Source organism: Roseibium aggregatum IAM 12614, assembly GCF_000168975.1.
Classification (GTDB): Bacteria; Pseudomonadota; Alphaproteobacteria; order Rhizobiales; family Stappiaceae; genus Roseibium; species Roseibium aggregatum.
In genome coordinates this window covers 206,587-224,466 of the sequence record NZ_AAUW01000003.1, presented here as the reverse complement: position 1 = coordinate 224,466, position 17,880 = coordinate 206,587, and the positions used below count along the sequence as shown (strand labels likewise).

At 60.9% G+C, this 17,880-nt stretch carries 15 protein-coding genes; 8 read left to right on the top strand and 7 right to left on the bottom strand.

Annotated features, from left to right (window positions below; genetic code table 11):
• Nucleotides 1-4 precede the first annotated feature (4 nt).
• Entirely contained in the window at nucleotides 5-919 is a 915-nt protein-coding gene (locus tag SIAM614_RS05535; protein WP_006932729.1) for an AraC family transcriptional regulator, read from the bottom strand.
• Nucleotides 920-1,014: 95 nt separating this feature from the next.
• Between SIAM614_RS05535 and SIAM614_RS05530 the strand changes: the two genes are divergently transcribed.
• A complete protein-coding gene (locus SIAM614_RS05530; RefSeq protein ID WP_006932728.1) occupies nucleotides 1,015-1,764 on the top strand; it encodes an SDR family oxidoreductase in 750 nt (249 codons plus the stop codon).
• Nucleotides 1,765-1,850: 86 nt separating this feature from the next.
• Here the strand turns inward: SIAM614_RS05530 and SIAM614_RS05525 are convergent, their stop codons facing one another.
• The 3 genes from SIAM614_RS05525 to SIAM614_RS05515 are packed head-to-tail and all read right to left on the bottom strand — an operon-like array spanning nucleotide 1,851 to nucleotide 4,717.
• Nucleotides 1,851-3,158, bottom strand: coding sequence for a TRAP transporter large permease (locus SIAM614_RS05525; protein WP_006932727.1), 1,308 nt, complete (start codon nucleotides 3,156-3,158; stop codon nucleotides 1,851-1,853).
• 18 nt (nucleotides 3,159-3,176) lie between these two features.
• A complete protein-coding gene (locus SIAM614_RS05520; protein WP_006932726.1) occupies nucleotides 3,177-3,686 on the bottom strand; it encodes a TRAP transporter small permease in 510 nt (169 codons plus the stop codon).
• A 2-nt stretch (nucleotides 3,687-3,688) separates the two neighbouring features.
• Nucleotides 3,689-4,717: a TRAP transporter substrate-binding protein gene (locus tag SIAM614_RS05515; RefSeq protein ID WP_229597944.1), complete on the bottom strand. Its 1,029-nt coding sequence runs from the start codon at nucleotides 4,715-4,717 to the stop codon at nucleotides 3,689-3,691.
• A gap of 165 nt (nucleotides 4,718-4,882) precedes the next feature.
• Between SIAM614_RS05515 and SIAM614_RS05510 the strand changes: the two genes are divergently transcribed.
• Both SIAM614_RS05510 and SIAM614_RS05505 read left to right on the top strand, forming a co-directional pair.
• The gene (locus SIAM614_RS05510; RefSeq protein WP_006932724.1) at nucleotides 4,883-5,416 is read left to right on the top strand and encodes a MarR family winged helix-turn-helix transcriptional regulator; all 534 of its coding nucleotides are present in this window, start codon (nucleotides 4,883-4,885) and stop codon (nucleotides 5,414-5,416) included.
• 256 nt (nucleotides 5,417-5,672) lie between these two features.
• A complete protein-coding gene (locus SIAM614_RS05505) occupies nucleotides 5,673-5,957 on the top strand; it encodes a GIY-YIG nuclease family protein (protein WP_006932723.1) in 285 nt (94 codons plus the stop codon).
• A 222-nt stretch (nucleotides 5,958-6,179) separates the two neighbouring features.
• Here the strand turns inward: SIAM614_RS05505 and SIAM614_RS05500 are convergent, their stop codons facing one another.
• Nucleotides 6,180-11,951 carry an apolipoprotein A-IV repeat region-like domain-containing protein gene (locus SIAM614_RS05500; protein ID WP_006932722.1) on the bottom strand — a complete coding sequence of 1,924 codons (5,772 nt, stop codon included), beginning with the start codon at nucleotides 11,949-11,951 and terminating at the stop codon, nucleotides 6,180-6,182.
• A 282-nt stretch (nucleotides 11,952-12,233) separates the two neighbouring features.
• Here SIAM614_RS05500 and SIAM614_RS32700 point away from each other — a divergent pair, with 282 nt between their 5' ends.
• From SIAM614_RS32700 to SIAM614_RS05485, 3 genes are all read left to right on the top strand, one after another.
• The gene (locus SIAM614_RS32700; protein WP_006932721.1) at nucleotides 12,234-12,548 is read left to right on the top strand and encodes a hypothetical protein; all 315 of its coding nucleotides are present in this window, start codon (nucleotides 12,234-12,236) and stop codon (nucleotides 12,546-12,548) included.
• A gap of 250 nt (nucleotides 12,549-12,798) precedes the next feature.
• A complete protein-coding gene (locus SIAM614_RS05490; protein WP_208983901.1) occupies nucleotides 12,799-13,161 on the top strand; it encodes an Hpt domain-containing protein in 363 nt (120 codons plus the stop codon).
• Nucleotides 13,162-13,289: 128 nt separating this feature from the next.
• Entirely contained in the window at nucleotides 13,290-13,610 is a 321-nt protein-coding gene (locus SIAM614_RS05485) for a 2Fe-2S iron-sulfur cluster-binding protein (RefSeq protein WP_006932719.1), read from the top strand.
• A gap of 87 nt (nucleotides 13,611-13,697) precedes the next feature.
• On the opposite strand, the gene SIAM614_RS05480 is transcribed toward SIAM614_RS05485, so the two are convergent.
• Nucleotides 13,698-14,924, bottom strand: coding sequence for an MFS transporter (locus SIAM614_RS05480; protein WP_006932718.1), 1,227 nt, complete (start codon nucleotides 14,922-14,924; stop codon nucleotides 13,698-13,700).
• 267 nt (nucleotides 14,925-15,191) lie between these two features.
• Here SIAM614_RS05480 and SIAM614_RS05475 point away from each other — a divergent pair, with 267 nt between their 5' ends.
• Together SIAM614_RS05475 and SIAM614_RS05470 are read left to right on the top strand one after the other, a co-directional pair.
• On the top strand, nucleotides 15,192-15,980 hold the full coding sequence (locus tag SIAM614_RS05475; RefSeq protein WP_006932717.1) for an AraC family transcriptional regulator: 789 nt from the start codon (nucleotides 15,192-15,194) through the stop codon (nucleotides 15,978-15,980).
• A gap of 68 nt (nucleotides 15,981-16,048) precedes the next feature.
• Nucleotides 16,049-16,477, top strand: a complete 429-nt coding sequence (locus tag SIAM614_RS05470; protein ID WP_040439318.1) for a universal stress protein — start codon at nucleotides 16,049-16,051, stop codon at nucleotides 16,475-16,477.
• Between the two features lie 203 nt (nucleotides 16,478-16,680).
• Here SIAM614_RS05470 and SIAM614_RS05465 read toward each other — a convergent pair whose 3' ends face one another.
• Nucleotides 16,681-17,856 carry a vWA domain-containing protein gene (locus SIAM614_RS05465; RefSeq protein ID WP_006932715.1) on the bottom strand — a complete coding sequence of 392 codons (1,176 nt, stop codon included), beginning with the start codon at nucleotides 17,854-17,856 and terminating at the stop codon, nucleotides 16,681-16,683.
• Between the last annotated feature and the right edge of the window lie 24 nt (nucleotides 17,857-17,880).

Here is a 17,880-nt window from a genome sequence, read left to right as displayed (position 1 = left end):
CGGATCAGCCCGTTGCGAGTGCCTTGCCGTATCTTGCCGGTGGGCAGCCAACATGGCGGGTGAAGGCTGTGCTGAAGGCGCTGGTGGAGCCATAGCCGGTCCGGCTGGATATCTCGCCGATGCTGTGAAGGCCTGATCGCAGCATGTGCTTGGCAAGTGTCATGCGCCAGTTGAGCAGATAACTCATTGGCGGCAGGCCGACGATGCGGTTGAAGCGGGTGAAGAACGCGGAGCGGGAAAGGCCGGCTTCGCCTGCCAGCGTCCGGATCGACCAGGCCTCATGCGGAGCGCTGTGCATCGCGCGCAGGGCTGGCGCAACCCGTGCATCCGCCAGGCCACTGAGAAGGCCCTTGGAGGCAGCAGGCTGAATGGTGGGCCGGAAGGCCTCGATCAAGAGGACCTGTAGCAAGTTTTCCAGAACCACATCTCTTGCCGGACGAGTGGCACGTGCCTCGTCGCGCACCAGGGTGGCCAGGGACGCCAGACGGTCTTCTCCGCGCACCACCACCATATCCGGCAGGAGAGAAACCAGAAGTTCGGCGTCCGGACTGCCGAAGCTGCAATGGCCAACCAGTTGCTGGACCTCAGGAGGCGTTTCATGCGGAGCCGCCATGCCAATGCGCACAATGCCATCTTCACCGTATACCGGTTGGCTCAAGTGGCCCGGAGGCGGTGGCGGATCGAGGCTGGAGACAGTCAGCCCGCCGACGGCGGGAAGCAGGGCAAAATCTCCCGCCGACAAGATGACCGGTTCCTTTCCATCCACTTCCAGCTTCAGCCGCCCCATCAGCACCAGGCAATAGAACGCTTCGTTGATGTCGTCCCGCCGTAGCCGGAAGGGGCCGGCGGCCTCCGCGAGTTTCGAGAAAGGGGCTCGTGGCCGCAAAAGCGCGATCACCTCGGACAGTGGATCTGCCATTTCGGACTTTCGATAATAAAACTAAGATTATCCATGATAGAAAGTTTTGTCTGTTGTGTCGATATGGGGAGCATCCAACAACAGGAGACTTTGTCATGAAGACCATCATGATCACCGGATGTTCCTCCGGCTTCGGCCTGGAAACGGCGCGGCATTTTCTGAGTGAAGGCTGGCAGGTGGTTGCGACCATGCGCAAGCCGGACGCCACTTTGCTGCCTGCCTCCGAGCGGCTTCGCATCCTGCCGATGGACGTGACGGATCGTACCAGCATTGCCGAGGCTGTTGCCGTTGCCGGGCCAATCGATGCGCTGGTCAACAATGCAGGTGTCGGCTGGTTGTCGCCTTTTGAAGCCACATCGGAAGACGTGGTGCGCAGGATATTCGACACCAATACCTTCGGAACCTTCGAGGTGATCCGCGCGGTGCTGCCGCAGATGCGGGAGAAGGGCGAGGGCGTTATCGTCAACGTGTCATCCAGCGTCACGCTGAAGTCCTTGCCGCTGCTGCCGATCTATACGGCCAGCAAGGCGGCCGTGAACGCCTATACCGACTGCCTGGCCCTTGAACTTGCGCCGCTTGGGATCCGCGTTCAACTGGTCCTGCCGGGCCGCGCACCTTCGACCAGCTTTGGCACGAATGCACGAGCGCTGATGGCGGACGCTCTGGAAGCGCCTGCGGCCTACAAACCCTTTGTCGAGGAAGTCATGGGAGCTTTCATAGCGGAGGCTTCCGGGGAGCTGACCCGATCGGAAGTTGTGGTGAAGGCCGTCTGGCGAGCAGTCACCGATCCGTCCTGTCCCGCTCATCTGCCTGCCGGCAGCGATGCCGAGGTGCTTGCCGCTTGAAAAATCGGTCCGCCGGGCGATCCGAGTGTCGTCCGGCAGACCCTTTCGGTTGAAGACTTCCTGATGTTGCGCCGAATGGCAGCACATCAGATGAGGGCGAGCGACAGCAGCGGAACGGCGATCAAGAGCGCCAGACGCAGGATGTCGGCCAGCCAGAATGGCATGATGCCGGCGAACATGGTCCTCAGCGGCACATCGGTCAGCACCGAGCGCAGCACGAAGACGTTGAGGCCGATTGGCGGCGAGATCAGGCTGATTTCGGTGACCACCACCACGATGATGCCGAACCAGATCAGCACCATCTCCGGATCTGCCAGAAGACCGCTGCCGAAGTCGAGCGAGCTGACAAGCGGAAAGAATACCGGCACTGTCAGCAGGATCATCGACAGGCTCTCCAGCACCGCACCCAGCACCACGTAGATCAGCACCAGAACCAGGATCACCACATAGGCGTTGACGTCGAGCGACTGAACGAACGTCAGAAGCGCGTCGGGGACGCCGGCATAGCTGATGAAGTTGGAAAAGACTTCCGCACCGATGATGATCGCGAAGATCATGGCGGTGGTCCGCGCGCAGTTGATTGCAGCCATGTAGAGCTTTTCGAAGGTCAACCCACCCGACACCAGCGCGATCACGAAGGACGTTGCCGCACCGATGCCGGCGGCTTCCGTCGGGGTGAACAAACCGCCGTAAATCCCGATCATGATGACGGCGAACAGGCCGACGACCGCCGCAACGCCCCAGACGTCCCGCTTTTCTAGCTTCATGTCTTCGGACGCCTCAGGTGCCAGTTCAGGCTTCAGCAGAACGGTGACATAGATGGCAGCGAGATAGAACAGGACGCCGAGAAGGCCCGGGATGATGCCGGCGATGAACAGTTTGCCGATATCGGCCTCTGTGAGCAGCCCGTAGATGATCAGGATGACGGAGGGTGGGATCAGGATGCCGAGTGTGCCGCCTGCGGCGATGGAACCTGTTGCAAGGCTGTCGGCATAGCCGGCCTTGCGCATGGACGGCATGGCGACCTTCGACATGGTGGCTGCGGTTGCCAGAGACGAGCCGCAGACGGCGGAAAAGCCGCCACAGGCGACAATTGCCGCCATGGCAAGGCCGCCGCGCATGCGGTGAAGCATGTGGTGGGCGGTCGAGAACAGCGACTGGCTGACGCCCGAGATGGTCAGGAGATTGCCCATCAGGATAAACAGCGGGATCACCGACAGGGTGAAGGACAGGCCAGTCTCGAATGCGGCATTGCCGAGCAGGTTGAGCGCCGCGTTCCAGTTGCGAAGCGCTGCGAACCCGGCCGTTCCGACGATGATCATGGCAATGGCAATGGGAACGCGCAGCAGCACAAGGGCAAACAGCGCAATGAAACCGATCAGAGCTTCAAGCATAATCAATACTCACTGGTTTCAGGCTTTTTCACGGAACCGTCTGACCGCGAAGACGATGGCGGCGAGGGCGGAAAGCGCGAAGGAGGCAGCGCCCAGCCAGCCGATCAGCGAGAGCGGGATCTGAAGGGAATCCGTCACTTGTCCGCGGCGGTCCATCTTTTCGGCATGCTCGAACAGCTTGAAGGCAATCAGTGCCAGAACGCCGACGGTGCACACGGCGGCAACCAGCGTACCGAACCGCTTGAGGAAGCTGCTCTTGAGCCCGTCCAGCAGTTCCACCTCGATGTGCTCGCCGGCGGCAGTGGTCAGCGGCAGCGCAAGGAAGATCAGAGTGGCCAGCAGAATCTCTGTCAGCTCATAGGCACCGTTGACGGGGCTGTTGAAGGCATAGCGTGCGACGACGTCGACGCAGGTGAGCCCGATCAACCCGGCCAGCACGAGTAAACAGGCCAGGCCAAGCAGGAAACCGACACCTCGCCGGATCGTATCGATCCGGCGAGGTGTCTGGCCATTGGGTTTGGCAGACATGTCTAGTGCTTGATGCCGGTTTTGTCGCGGAACTCTGCCAGCGCGGCAGTGCCGTCGAAGCCGGTTTCGGCAACGGCTGCAGCCCAGGTGGCCTCGTGCTTGGCTGCAAGTTCCTTCACGGCCTCCAGAACCGGTGCGGACGTGTCGTAAACCTCGATGTCCTTGTCGGCGATGAAGGAGGCTGCGCGGGTATCCGCGCCATCCCAGACGTTGCCGGCCATTTCGGCAAGGGCCTCACCGGAGATCTTTTCGATAGCCGCCTGGTCTTCTTCCGACAGGCCGTCCCAGATGTCTTCGTTCATGACCATGAACCAGGAGGTGTTGTAGAAACCGCCCGGAAGACGCAGGGAGTATTTGGTGTAGTCGGTCAGGTTGAACGCCTGCAGAGCCTCCATCGGGAAGGTGACACCGTCAATGACGCCGCGCGACAGCTTTTCATAAACCTCGCCCGGGCCCATGAACTGGGTGATGATGTTGAGATCCTGAGACAGGTCCGCGATATAGCCGCCCGGCGTGCGGATCTTCAGGCCCGCGAAATCTTCAGGCGTTTCGATCTTGCGCTGATTGTTGTGAAACATGCCTGGGCCATGCACCCAGAGGCCGAGCAGCTTCGTGCCCTTGTGCTCGCTTTGTGCGTCCAGCGCGCCGCCATAGACGTCCCAATAGGCTTTGGAGCCTTCGACGGCGGTGTCGGCAATGAAGGAGAACTGGCCGATGCGCGAGCGCAGGAAGCGGTCATCGCGGGTAAAGGAATGCAGCCCGTAAGTGATGTCGACGATGCCTTCCGCGGCAAGGTCGAAATGCTCGGGTGGCGAGCCAACCGGCTTGGGCAGGATGCGCACGGTCACGCGGCCGTCGGTAACCTTGGCAACTTCCGCAGCCCAGGGCTCCATCACTTCGGTGACGAGCGGATGCTTCGGTGGCAGCCAGGACGACATAACCAGCTCGTCCGCGGATGCACTGGCGATGAAACCTGTCAGCGTGGAAGCGGCGACGCCTGCCAATATGGAAAGACACTTCAACTGTTTCACGATTTTCTCCTCCCCTTCATTTCCATGAAGGCCGTTCTTGCCGGTATGATCCCGGACTTGAAACGAGATACCAAACATAGTTACATGTGAAACAAAATAGTTACACATGAAACCAAGTCAATCGTAAAATCGTGCTGACGACCTAACCGAACCTGTTGAGTGCCGATGCCAAAGCTGACCGAACCGGACACCGATATAAAAGAAGCCATTGGGATTACAGGCGAAACGCCAGAGGCCCCGCTGCCGGACTTCGAGCTGGAAACATTTTTCCCCTACCGGGTGCGCGTGTTTTATTCCGATGTCACACGGGCCCTTTCGGCGGTCTATCAACGGGATTACGGCATGATGCCGGCGGAATGGCGCACCATGGCCATCCTCGGATCTGCCTCCGGCGGATTGCAGGCAAGCGAGATCGTTGCCCGCTCCAGCATGGACAAGGTCGTGGTCAGCCGGGCCGTGAAACGCATGGAAGAGCGCGGCTTTCTGACACGGGAAAGCAACGAGGCAGACGGACGCAGCTTCCTTTTGCAGCTTTCCGAAGAAGGCCGCGCTGCCTTCGAGGACCTGGCCCCCAAGCTGAAAGCCGTCGAACAGAAAATGCTCAGCGGCCTCTCCGCCGAGGAAATAAAAGCGTTCCTGGCGGTAACCCGGCGGATCCGGGAAAACCTGTCGGATGAACTGGACGGTGTGAGTGATTGATAGGGGCCACTGGCCACTTGTTGTTATGCTTTAACCTGGAAAAAGCATCGGCTGTCGGATTTTGAAATTGAACTCGAGGCGCCGCTTTGGCTCGCTCTCAAGCGCTCTTCGAACGAGTAGGCCCCGGGTCTCGCGGTGCTCGCCCGGGGTGACACCGAAATCGTAGCGGACAACTGTGTCAATTGATCTGAGACCGTTTGATTTGATGCCCGGAAGAAATTGTGCACGCTGATCCGCATCAATTCAGAAATGGTGCATGGCCTATTACGTTTACATCCTGGCAAGCCGGAAAAATGGTACGCTCTATGTTGGCGTGACCAACGATCTTGCACGGCGTGTCGCTGAACATCGTGCCGGACAGGTCGATAGTTTCACCCGCAAACATGGCGTCGACAGGCTGGTCTTTGCCGAAGCTTTCAATGATGTAAATGAAGCCATAGCAATGGAAAAACGCTTCAAGAAATGGCATAGGGCCTGGAGGATCCAACTGATCGAGAAAACCAATTCTCAGTGGGACGATTTACTGGCCGCCAGTCTCTGACGTCACCCCGGGCGAGCACCGCGAGACCTGGGGCCCACTCGTTTGCAGAGCGATTATTGGAAGATCTTCGAAACGTCCGGTTTTATTCGGTCACATTCCCAGGAATAGCAAACCGGGTGAGGGAAGGGCCGTTGATGATCGTTGACGAAGTCCAGGCTCCCTCCAGTGGCGAAATAAAAAAGGCGGCCACTGGCCGCCTTTTTCGTGTCTGCTTACCGGCTCTTAGTCGAGGCGGCCGCTGGCGTGGGCTAGCATGGTGTAGACCTTGCCGGTGTCCGACGTCAGGTAGGTCTGGCCGAGCATGTTGTCGCGGTCGTTACGCGATACCTGGGCCAGAAGCTGCTCGAAGTCGGCCACGTAGCGTTCCACAGCGGTGCGGAACTCGGGATCGCGCGCGTACTTCTGACGGATTTCGTCGAAGGTCTGCTGACCCTGCAGCGTGTAGAGACGGCGGGTGAACACGTGACGCTCGCCATTGCGGTAGCGGTTCCACAGATCGACGAAGGTTTCGTGATCGATGGCGCGGGCAATGTCGACCGACAGCGAGTTCAGGCTTTCAACCGTGTGCAGCGGCGTGCGGCTCATGTCCGTGTCGGAACCGGCGTCGTCGTCGCGCGAGGCGCGGCGCAGCAGGTCGGCGACCCAGCCCTTGCCACCGGAACTCGTGCTTTCGGCAGCGGCAGGCTGCTGACGGCGCGTGTTGACCGGTGCCGGACGCGGCTCGCTGGCCGGAGCGCTCTGCTGACGCGTTGGTGTTGCCGGAGCATAGGTCACCGTTGGTGCCGGCTGCTGCGGGGCAGGGGCGGCGCTTGCCGCTGCTGCCTGTGCCTGCGGGCGGGAGATGTCCAGAGCGTTGGACTGCTTGGCAACAATCTCGGAGAGTTCCGTCAGAGCGCGGATCTGCTCGTTGACCACCTTGCGCAGCGCTGCGGAAGATTCTTCTGCTTCTTCCGGCAGGTTCAGGACGCCCTGTTTCAGTTCGCTGCGGGTTGCTTCCAGCTCGCGGTGAACTTCGCGGGCAACATCACGCATCCGGGCGGCCGCATCGTTGAAGCGATCGGATGCTTCGGTGACGGTGCGGGTCATCTCGGCGATGATGTCATCCTGTGCGGAGCGGATCGCGTCGCGGGCCTTCTGGCCTTCCATGCCCGCCGTCAGGCGCATGGATTCGAACTGCTCGGACACCTGCTTGGATGCAGCTTCAGCCGCTGCGGACAGCATGTTGGCTGCATCGCGTGCCTTGTCGTCCGCTGATTCCAGCGTTTCCGACAGGGTTGAGGTGAAGGAGCGCATGAGCGTGTCGACGGCTTCGGTCTTGGCCAGAAGCGTGTCGGCAACGTCCTCGATCGCGGTCCGGCGCTCGGTGACACGGCTCTCGACGGAGCGGTTGGTGTCTTCCAGGTGACGGGCTGCCTTGGTCAGTTCCTCGGACTGGTCGCCGAAGCGGCCGGTGAGGTTCTTGATATCCGCCAGGGTGGTATCGGTCACATCGCGCAGGTTCGCGACCTGCTCGGTGATGAGCGCCGTGGTGGAATTGGTTTCCGAGACAGCACGGTCGACGGCGGAGCGGAACTCGCCGGCGCGACGGGCCAGGTTGCCCTCCACTTCGTTGAGGTTCTCACCGGCGGTCGCCACGATACCCTGCAGGTTGGTGTTGGACGTCTCGATCTTGTTGAGGATCTCGGTGACATCCGCTTCCAGACGACGCTTGGTGTCGGTGAGCAGGGCGGTTGCCTGTTCGCTGCGCTCGTTGATGCTGGCGACGATGCGGTCGCCAGCTTCCACCAGCGAGCGGGTGGCGTCGAGGCCGGTGTGGGCGAAGGTGTCGGTGACATCGCGGCCTTTGACCGTGATGGCTTCCAGGATCGCCGTGTGGACCTCGGACAGGCGTCCGGTGAGGTCGTTGGCACGCAGCTCGATGGCGCTGATGAGTTCGTTGCCATCGGTGCCGACGATCTTGGCCAGTTCGCCGGAACGGGCACCAAAGGCCTCGTTGAGGGCGGTTGCCTTGTCGAGCAGTTCGTTGGCGACCTCGTTGCCGCGGCCAACCAGAAGATCTGCCGCTTCGGTAACGGCGCTGTTGACGCGGGCACGAACCATGCCGGCTTCGCTGGACATCTGGCCGCGGATTTCCTCCAGCGTTTTTGCCAGCGTCATGCGGGCCTGCTCGCTTTCGGCGGACAGGTTGCCGGAGATCTCGGCAATCAGGCCGGACAGCTCGTTGCGGACCTTTTCGCTTTCGCCGGTCAGAGAACCGGAGAATTCTGCCAGCGTGCCGGCATAGAGCGTACGGGCCTTCTCGCTTTCGGCGGCCATGGCACGGGCGGCATCGCCGACCGCACTGAGCACCAGTTCGCGGATCTTGCCGCTTTCACCCGACATTGCGCCGGTTGCCTGGTTCATAGCCGAGGTGACAGCGTCGGCTGCCTTCTGGCTTTCGCCGACCAGCACGCCGCGGGCTTCGCCGACGGAACCCAGAACGATCTGGCGCATGCGGTCGCCTTCGCCGGAAAGCTTTTCCGTTGCCTGGGTGAGGGCGCTGTCGACGATCTCGACGGTGCGGTTGCGCTCGTCGGAGAGGGTCTGGACAGCGGCGGTAACCGCTTCCTGGACCACGTCGCGCAGGCGCGTGCTTTCGGTGGAGAGCGTTGCCCCGGCTTCGGAGATAACGGCCGTGAGAATGTCACGGGCGCGCTCGCTTTCGCCGGTGAGCGTACCGGAAATGCTTTCCAGGCGCTCGTTGAGCAGCGTTTCGAGCTGGGTGGCACGGCTGTCGAGGGTTTCTGCAACCTCGAACACCTTGGCGCCCAGGGAGACGTTGATCTCGGCGATGCGCTCGGACAGGGATTCCGTCAGTTGCTCGCTCTGCTTGCCCAGAACGCTGCCGGCTTCCGCCAGGCGGTTGTCGAGGGCAGAGGTCATCTCGTCCTGACCGTCGACAAAGGCCTTGGCGATTTCCTTGGTCCGGGAAATCAGGGTTTCGGAGATCTGGCGGGCACGGGCGTCGAGGGTCTCGTCGATCCGGTCGGTGCCGCTGGTCATGGAGGCGGAGATCAGTTCGGCCTTGTCGGCCATGGCAGACGTCGCGGTGTCGACACGCTGCGACAGGGACTGACCGATTTCCTCGGCGCGTTCGGCAAGCGTGTTGCCGGCCGCCTCGATCCGCTGACCAAGCTGCAACGTGATGGCGTCGGAGCGATCCGCAAGCACATCGGTGATGTTGCGGGTCTTTTCCTCCAGCGCATCGCTGATGCCGGTGGTGCGGTTCTCGATGGCGTCGGACAGGATCTGCGTGCGGGCTTCCAGGGTGGCCTCGAAGGCAGCGGTCCGCTGATCCAGCGTCAGGTCCAGAGTATTGATGTGGCTGCCGAGAGAGGCGTCCATCGTGGAGATACGCTCGCTGAGCGAACTGTCCATCGACGAGAGGCGCTGCTCAAGCGAGGTGTCCAGCGTGCTGATGCGATCGGTAAGGGTCGCGTCCATCAGGGAGTAGCGCTGTTCCAGCGAGGCATCCATGGTGCCGATCCGCTCGCCAAGGGTTGCGTCCATGGTCGTGAAACGGTGCTCCAGAGAGCTGTCCATGGTGGCGATACGGTCGGACAAAGTCGTGTCGATGGAGGTGTAACGCTGCTCGAGCGTTGCATCCATGGCCGCGATCCGCTCGCTCAGGCTCGTATCGATTGCCGTGTAGCGGTGCTCGAGCGATGCGTCCATGGCCGCGATGCGGTCGTTCAGGGTTGCATCGATTGCGGAGTAGCGCTGGTCGAGCGATGCATCCATGGCCGCAATGCGGTTGCCCAGGGAGGCGTCCATGGAGTCGATCCGGGTCGCGAAGGTCGTGTCCAGCGTGGACAGGCGGGAATCCAGCGCGTCGGACAAGAGCAGCGTCTTGGTATCGAAAGCGTCGATCAACTGGCCACCGCGATCGGTAACGATGGTTTCCAGCTCGGAAAGGCGGCTGGACAGACCATCCTGCAGCGCCTGGCCGCGGACTTCCAGGGTTTCGGCAATCTTGCCGCTGATCTGGTTGATGTCTCCGGCAACGCGGTCGCCGCGGCTGCCGATAAGTTCGGCAAGCTGGGTACCGGTTTCGGCCAGTTTCTGGGTAAGCGCGCCGGTCTGGTCGCCAAGGCTGGCGGAGAACTCGCCGGAAACGCTTTCCAGGGTTTCCCGGAAGCCGATGGTCTGCTGTTCCAGGACGGAGGCCATCTCGTTGCTGCGGGCTGCCAGACGTTCGTCCAGTTCGCTGCCGTTGATGGAGATGGCGGTGTAGATCCGCTCGGAGATATTGTCGAGTTTCTCGGCCAGTTCACCACCGCGAACGGAGATGGTCTGGGTGAGGGAGCCTGCGGTCTCGTCGAGTTTGGAGGCGATTTCACCACCGCGCAGCGACAGATCGACCACGATGCTTTCGCCGGTGCCGCGCAGGATTTCCGCAACTTCCGTAGACCGGCTGGACAGGGTTTCGACAATTTCCGCACCCCGGATGGAGATGGTGTCGGTGACTGCCTGGCCTTTTTCGGAAATGCTCTCGACCACGCGGTTGCCGGTTTCGGCAAGGGACTCATCCAGCGTGGTGACGCGGTTGTCGACAGTCGCCACCAGTTCCTCGGTGCGCGAGGTAATGGTGTCGATGAGACGGCCGGAGGTGAGCGACAGGTTAGCGTTGATCTCTTCGCCGCGCGCCGTGATGACGTCGCCGACGTTGGTGCCGGTGGTTTCCAGGGTGACCCGGAACTCGTCCGCCTTTTCGCTCAAGGTATTGATCACCGAGTTGCTGGACGATGCCAGGGTCTCGTTGATCGCCGTGCTGCGTTCGGACAGGGTTTCCACGAAGGTGTTCGCCGTGTTGGCGAAGCGCTCGTTGACCTCGTTGCCGCGCGCCGTGAGCGTTTCCCACATGGTGGCGCCGGTCTCTGCCAGGCTGTCGACCAGGTCGTTGCCGGTGGAGGAGAGGCGGGCAACATAGTCTTCCGCGCGGACGGTGAGGCTGTCGACCAGTTCGTTGCCGGAGGCATTCAGCGTTGCGCCAAGGGACTCGATGCGGCTGTCGACGGTGGAGGTCAGTTCCTCGACACGGCTGTTGACCGCGTCGATCATGCGCTGCGTCGCGTGGTCCACGGTGCTGCCGAGTTCGCCGGAGGTGCTGGAAAGCTGTGAGGCGAAGCTCTCGTGGGCACCGGCGATGGTCTCGCGCACGCGTTCGGCGTTCATGACGATGGACTCGCGCTGGCTGATCAGTTCGTCGATCAGGGCGCGGATCTTCAGTTCGTTGTCATTATAGGAGCGTTCCAGCGAAGACACTTCGTTATGGACCAGGACTTCCAGCTCGCTGGCGCGCGCGATCGCGCGTTCGATGCCGTCGCCCATGGCAGCGACTTCGCGGCGGATGGCCTGGCCAACGCTGAGGATGCTTTCCTTGGCCATGTCTTCCGGCTCGGCCAGACGCAGGGCGACTTCCGTCATGCCCCGGGCAACGATGCGCATTTCCTGCGCGCGCCAGATCATCATGGCCATGACGAAGAAGAAGATGATGGGGACGACGATGCCGACGACGGCCAGGATCATTTCCGGCGAGCCGATCAGGGTCTGGGGATCGGTCAGCGATCCCACCTTGTCGGAAAACGCGGTCATGAAGAGGCTGCTGCCGAGCGCGGCCCACAGGGCGCTGAGGGCGAGGGCGCCCCAGAACGGCGCGGACGAGGGACGGCGCTGCAAGGAGTAGATCAGGTTGCCGATGTTCCGGCGATCATCGTTGGCAGCAGGCGGGCGTCCGCCGCGGCCACGGCGCCTGGACTGGCGCTGCTCTTCGCGCTGGGACTGGCCGCGCGTTTCCCCCTGGGACCGGCGTGCCGGTTCCGCCTGGGCAGGGCTGGCCTCTGCCGCCGAGGTTGTTTCTGTGGTATCCGGGCCGCCGAAATCGAGTTTCAGGGCTTCTTCAACTGCTGAGAGAGCCGCTTCTGCCGGATCTTTCGCCTTTGTCGGATTTGCCATTTAGGGTCGCCTCACATCCGTACTCATTACACACCGGTAATCGCGCAGAGCTGCTGGCGCAGCTCTTTACAGTTATCTACCGGATGCGTCCTCGTTGCGGGCGCTGCTCAACTGTGGCAACGCCGCAAAACCTGTTCGTGAGGGAGGGCCGCCGCTGACCGACCGTGAACTTTCCGTTCGACGGTACACTCCCCACCTTGCCGCATCAGTAACTGTAATGGCACAATCTCTCCTAACGAACAAGAAACGGCAATAGCGTGAGTCACTTAGGGGGCGGATTGGATGCCGGATTCAAAGCAGGTTGACGCATCGTCAGATGCGGAAAAAACAGCCTCGGAAGTTACGCTCAAAGCGGGAAATCTGACGGCTGCGCAAAAGCGCTGGTTGCAAAAGGGGCTCGAACAGGCCGGCGGCAAGCTGCCCCTGTTCGATGACAACGGCCGGGAAATTCCGGCCCGCACAATTCGCGCCTGCATCGATGCGGGGTGGGCAGAGCCTTGGTTTTCCAACCCAATCAAGCCCGACTGGCTGGTCTGCAAGCTTACGCCCGCCGCTATCGAGGCGCTCACCGCAAGTCAAAAAGTCAAAAAAAGTTAACGCCGAATCAGGTCGTTAAAATTTTAGCGATTCAGGAAATCGGCGGAAACGCAAGGACTTTTTTAATCCTGTTTCGTAACCTGCGTTAAAACGCATTAACCATGAAATCAATTTTTTGGGGACATGGCCCGAAAGGGAGGGTTTGAGCGACCGGTTTAACCGGGTGTTTGGGCTTCGGGCTCATTGTTAGGGCTCTACAGCTTGCGGCGGGGTGCCGTCAGGCAGGTACAGAGTAATGTGGAGCACCCTTATGGCCCCTTCATCCATGGCCCGCGTCGCCGGACGCACCGGCCCGGAGGCACCGATTGATCTGGTGCAACTGGCGACAAACACGCTCGGCAACCGGGATCTTGAAGTGCAGGTCCTGCATCTGTTCAAGTCGCAGTCCATCTCGACGCTTGAGCGGTTGAAGCAGGAAACCGACAACGCCGTTCGCCTCGACCTGGTGCACACGCTCAAAGGGTCTGCGCGCGCCATCGGTGCGGAACGGGTCGCGATTGTTTGCGAAAATCTGGAAGGCAAGATGCGCTCCAGCACGGATACGGCCACCGAAGGCCTGATCGCGGCGGTCGATGAGGCAAACCGTTATATCCGGGACCTTCTGGAAGGTTGACAGCCACCTTCCCGCTGAAAACGGGGGGAGGCAGATTGCCGCGTGGAAATGGCACGGTCCTTGACCTTTCGCCGTAAATCTTTATGTCGTGCTTCGAAGATCCGCAAATTCAGGCTTGGACGCGACATATGCCGAAAATCACATTTGTAACCGCCGATGGAAACCGGACAGACGTTGAGGCCGCTGAAGGCTCAACCGTGATGGAAAACGCCATCAAGAACATGGTTCAGGGTATCGAAGCGGAATGCGGCGGCGCCTGCGCCTGCGCAACCTGCCACGTCTATGTTGACGACGCCTGGAGCGGCAAGACCGGCTCTCCGGAGCCGATGGAAGAGGACATGCTCGACTTCGCCTACGATGTGAAGCCGACCTCGCGTCTGTCCTGCCAGATCAAGGTGACGTCCGAACTCGACGGCCTGGTGGTGCATGTGCCGGAACGGCAGGCCTGATCGGCTCAATTCAGAGTAGATTTCATAGAAAACGCCCGCCGGATCGTTCCGGCGGGCGTTTTGTTTTGACTGCAAATTGCCTGCCGGTTACTCCGCCGGCTGGGCGGACGGCTTGCGGTACCAGAAGTCGACCTCGCGGCCTTCTTCCGGATTGCTCGGGATCAGGGTTGCCAGCACAAGGCTGACCACCGCCATGGCAGCACCCGCCAGGAAGACGGCGGCCGGGGACACCAGCCAGATGAAGCCGAAGGCCACCGGAATGAACACCGCGGCGATGTGATTGATGGTGAAGGCCACACCGGCGGTGGGCGCTATGTCGGCCGGATCGGCGATCTTCTGGAAGTAGGTCTTGATGGCGATTGCGATGGCGAAGAAGGCGTGGTCGATCACATACAGGCTGGCTGCCAGCGTCGCGTTGGTGACGAAGGCGTAGCAGACGAACACCAGAATCAGGCCGATATATTCCAGAACCAGCGCCTTGCGCTCGCCAAAGCGGACGATCAGCCTGCCGATCTTGGGGGCCAGCACCATGTTGAAGGCGCCGTTCAGAAGGAACAGTCCCGCGACCTCGTGCACGTCATAGCCGAAGCGCTCCACCATCAGGAAGCCGGCGAAAACCGTGAAGATCTGCCGGCGCGCCCCCGCCATGAAGGTGAGGGCATAATAGAGCCAGTAGCGCTTTCTGAGGATCAGCTTCTTGTGCTGCGGCACGCCTTCGCGGAAATGCGGGTAGGCGAAGATCAGGAAGACGAGGACGGCAAGCGTCAGGCCGCCGGCAATGGCAAAAACCACCGTGAAGGACAGCTCGAACATCTTCCAGGCCACGAAGATGACGCCATAGGCAATCAACTGGGCGAACGCGCCGACGGACAGGATCTTGCCCATGCTGGCGGCGGCTGTCGCCTTTGGCAGCCATTGCAGCGACAGCGACTGCGCCATCGTCTCGTAGTAGTGGAAGCCGATCGACATGATCAGCGTCGTTACGTAAAAACCGAAGGCGGTCGGGAAATAACCCGTGACGGCGACACCGACCCCCAGGAGCAGCAGCGAGACATAGGCCAGCGTCTGCTCGCGCATCATCAGCAGAAGATAGACTGCGAGGAAGCTCAGGAAACCCGGGATTTCCCGGATCGATTGCTGGATGCCGATCTCCCGGCCGGTGAAATCCAGCTCCTGAACGGCGAAGTTGTTCATCAGGTTCCACCAGGCAGCAAAGGAGAGCTGCATGGCACCTGCCATGATCATCAGGAGAACCACTGGCGATCGCCAGCCGGTTGCTTCGTTCGGGTGAGCATTCTGAGTGAAGTAAGACATTCTGTAGCCGTGGGAAATTGGTAACGTTCGGCAGTGATACGAGCCGTTTCTAACGCCAATTGTGTCTTGCGTGTTAGCGCTGTTTTGTCATGAGATGTTTCCGAAACGCCAAAATCCAGATGGAAAGACAGCCGCAGCCCGGCGAGTTGAAGAAATTGTCTTTATGTGGTCTGGGCTCAGACAGGGGCGGCTTCTCGCCTTGTCGGTGGCGACTGGCCCGAGAGGTCCTACTGTGCAATTTCGAGGTGAAAGTATACGATCCCGATCATGAGCATTCATCCCGAACTTGCCGAGTTTCCGAGAGAGGCCGTCGCCGCCCCGATCATCGGCTATGCACGGACCCAGCTTCAGGGCCGGAACAACGGCTGGCATTCTCATGATGCCGCTCAGCTTTTTCATGTGATCCGGGGATCGATTGCCATCGATACGGAAATGGGCACCTATTTCGTACCGCCGGAGCGGGCAGTCTGGCTTCCGCCCCGGGTCAGCCACCAGACCAGGTATCTCACCGACACCGAGCTGCGCTACATCTACGTGCAGTATGATTACACACGGGATCTGCCGAAAACGCCCCAGGTGATGCAGGTGACGACCCTCTTGAGGGCGCTTATCCTGGAGTTCATGTCCTATCCGCGTTCGGAAACGGACAAGGGCCCGGCAGCACGGATCGCCGCGGTTATCCTGGATCAACTGAAGATGCTGCCGGTTGCCCCGCTGCAACTGCCGATGCCGCAGGATGCCCGGCTGCGCGACCTGTGCGAAGGGGTGGTTCGCTGCCCGGCGCATATTCCCTCGCTCAGCGAGGCTGCGGACCGCTGCGCGACGTCCGTGCGCTCGTTCGAGCGGCGGATCAAGGCGGAGACGGGCCTCAGCTACCGGACCTGGTGCCGGCAGGTGAAGCTGTTCCGGGCGCTCGAACTGCTTGCCTCCGGGCGCAGCGTGTCCGACGTCTCTCATAAACTCGGCTACGAGGGGCCGAGCGCTTTTGTGTCGACCTTCAAAAAGGCCTTCGGGGTCACCCCCGGCCGATACTTTGACGGTGTCGAGGCGGATTGATCCTTGTCATGGCGGCCCAGTTCTCCCGGGCGCAAAACAGGATCACCTGCTTTTTGGGGAGACAAAAGATGTTCAAGAAAATCCTCGTACCCGTTGATCCTGCCGAAACCGGCTTCGCCGCGGAAGCACTTGCCAAAGCCTCGCAATTTGCCCGCGACTACGGCTCCAAGATCCACCTGATGGCGGTGTGCCCGGAGGTTCAGAGCTTCGTCGCAAGCCAGCTTCCGGAAGGGTGGCAGAAGCGGGAATTCGAGGAAACCTCGAAAATCCTCGACACGATCGCCGGAGATCTGGACGTTCCCGAAGGCACTGTCGATCTGACCGTGCGCATGGGGTCGGTCTATCACGAGGTGATCGAGGAAGCGGAACGGGCAAGCTGCGACCTGGTGCTCATGACATCGCACAAGCCGGGCCTCTCGACCTATTTCATCGGCTCGAACGCCGCTCACATCGTGCGGCACGCGCCGTGCTCGGTCATGGTGCTGCGCGCCGGTTAAGCGATAATGGCTGAAAGGGGTGCTGAGCGGAATGTTGCCCGCGACTGGCACGCGCGCACTCAGCTTTGAAAGGCGGGAAGCGGAACCTTCGGCGTTTTCTGGCAAGCGCTTTCCAGCCCCGAGCCAACTTTGCGTCCGGGGTTTGGTGAGCGTTGTGAAAGGCGGGAGCTGTCTGGATTAGGTGCCCTGCGCGTAGCTCGGCTCTACCTGGCCAGTTCCTTCATCGCCTCTGTCAGGCCCTCGACCGTCATCGGGAACATGCGGCCTTCCATCAGTTCGTGCAGCATCTGGATGGAATGGGTGTAGTGCCAGTGTTCCTGCCGGACCGGGTTCAGCCAGACCGCGCTTTTGTAAAGCCCGGTAATCCGCTGCATCCAGTCGGCCCCGGCCTCCTCGTTCCAATGCTCCACTGAGCCTCCGGGGTAGGCAATCTCGTAGGGGCTCATCGAGGCATCGCCGACAAAGATGATCTTGTAGTCAGCCGGATACTTGTGCAGCACGTCCATCGTCGGCATGCGCTCGGTGTGGCGGCGGCGGTTTTCCTTCCAGACATATTCATAAAGGCAGTTGTGGAAGTAGAAATGCTCCATCACCTTGAATTCGGAACGGGCGGCTGAAAACAGTTCCTCGCAGACCCGGATGTGATCGTCCATGGACCCGCCGATGTCGAAGAACAGCAGCACCTTGACCGCGTTGTGCCGCTCCGGGCGCATCTTGATGTCCAGAAGGCCCTTGTGAGCGGTGGCGCGGATCGTGTCGTCGAGATCCAGTTCTTCAGCAGCGCCCGTGCGCGCGAAGTTGCGCAGCCGTTTCAGGGCCACCTGAATGTTGCGCGTGCCAAGCAACTGGGTGTCGTCGAGATCCTTGAACTCGCGCTTGTCCCAGACCTTGACCGCGCGCCGGTGCCGGCTTTCGTGCTGGCCGATGCGCACACCTTCCGGATTGTAGCCATAGGCACCAAAAGGGGATGTGCCGGCAGTGCCGATCCATTTGTTGCCACCCTGGTGGCGTTTCTGCTGTTCCTTCAGGCGTTCGCGCAGGGTTTCCATCAGCTTTTCAAAGCCGCCGAGCGCCTCGATCTGCGCCTTTTCCTCTTCACTCAGGTGCTTTTCCGCCAACCGGCGCAGCCACTCTTCCGGTATATCGGTGGTCGGGACCTCGCTCATGAGGTCGAGCCCCTTGAAGACATGGCCGAAGACGCGGTCGAACTTGTCCAGGTTGCTCTCGTCCTTCACCAGGGTGAGGCGGGCAAGATAATAGAAATCCTCGACGCTCTTTTCCGCCAGATCCTTATCCAGCGCTTCCATGAGCGTCAGATATTCGCGGAGGGAGACGGGAATGCCGGCCGATTTCAGTTCGGTGAAGAAGGTAATGAACATGATGCGAAAGGTAAGTTCCCGGCA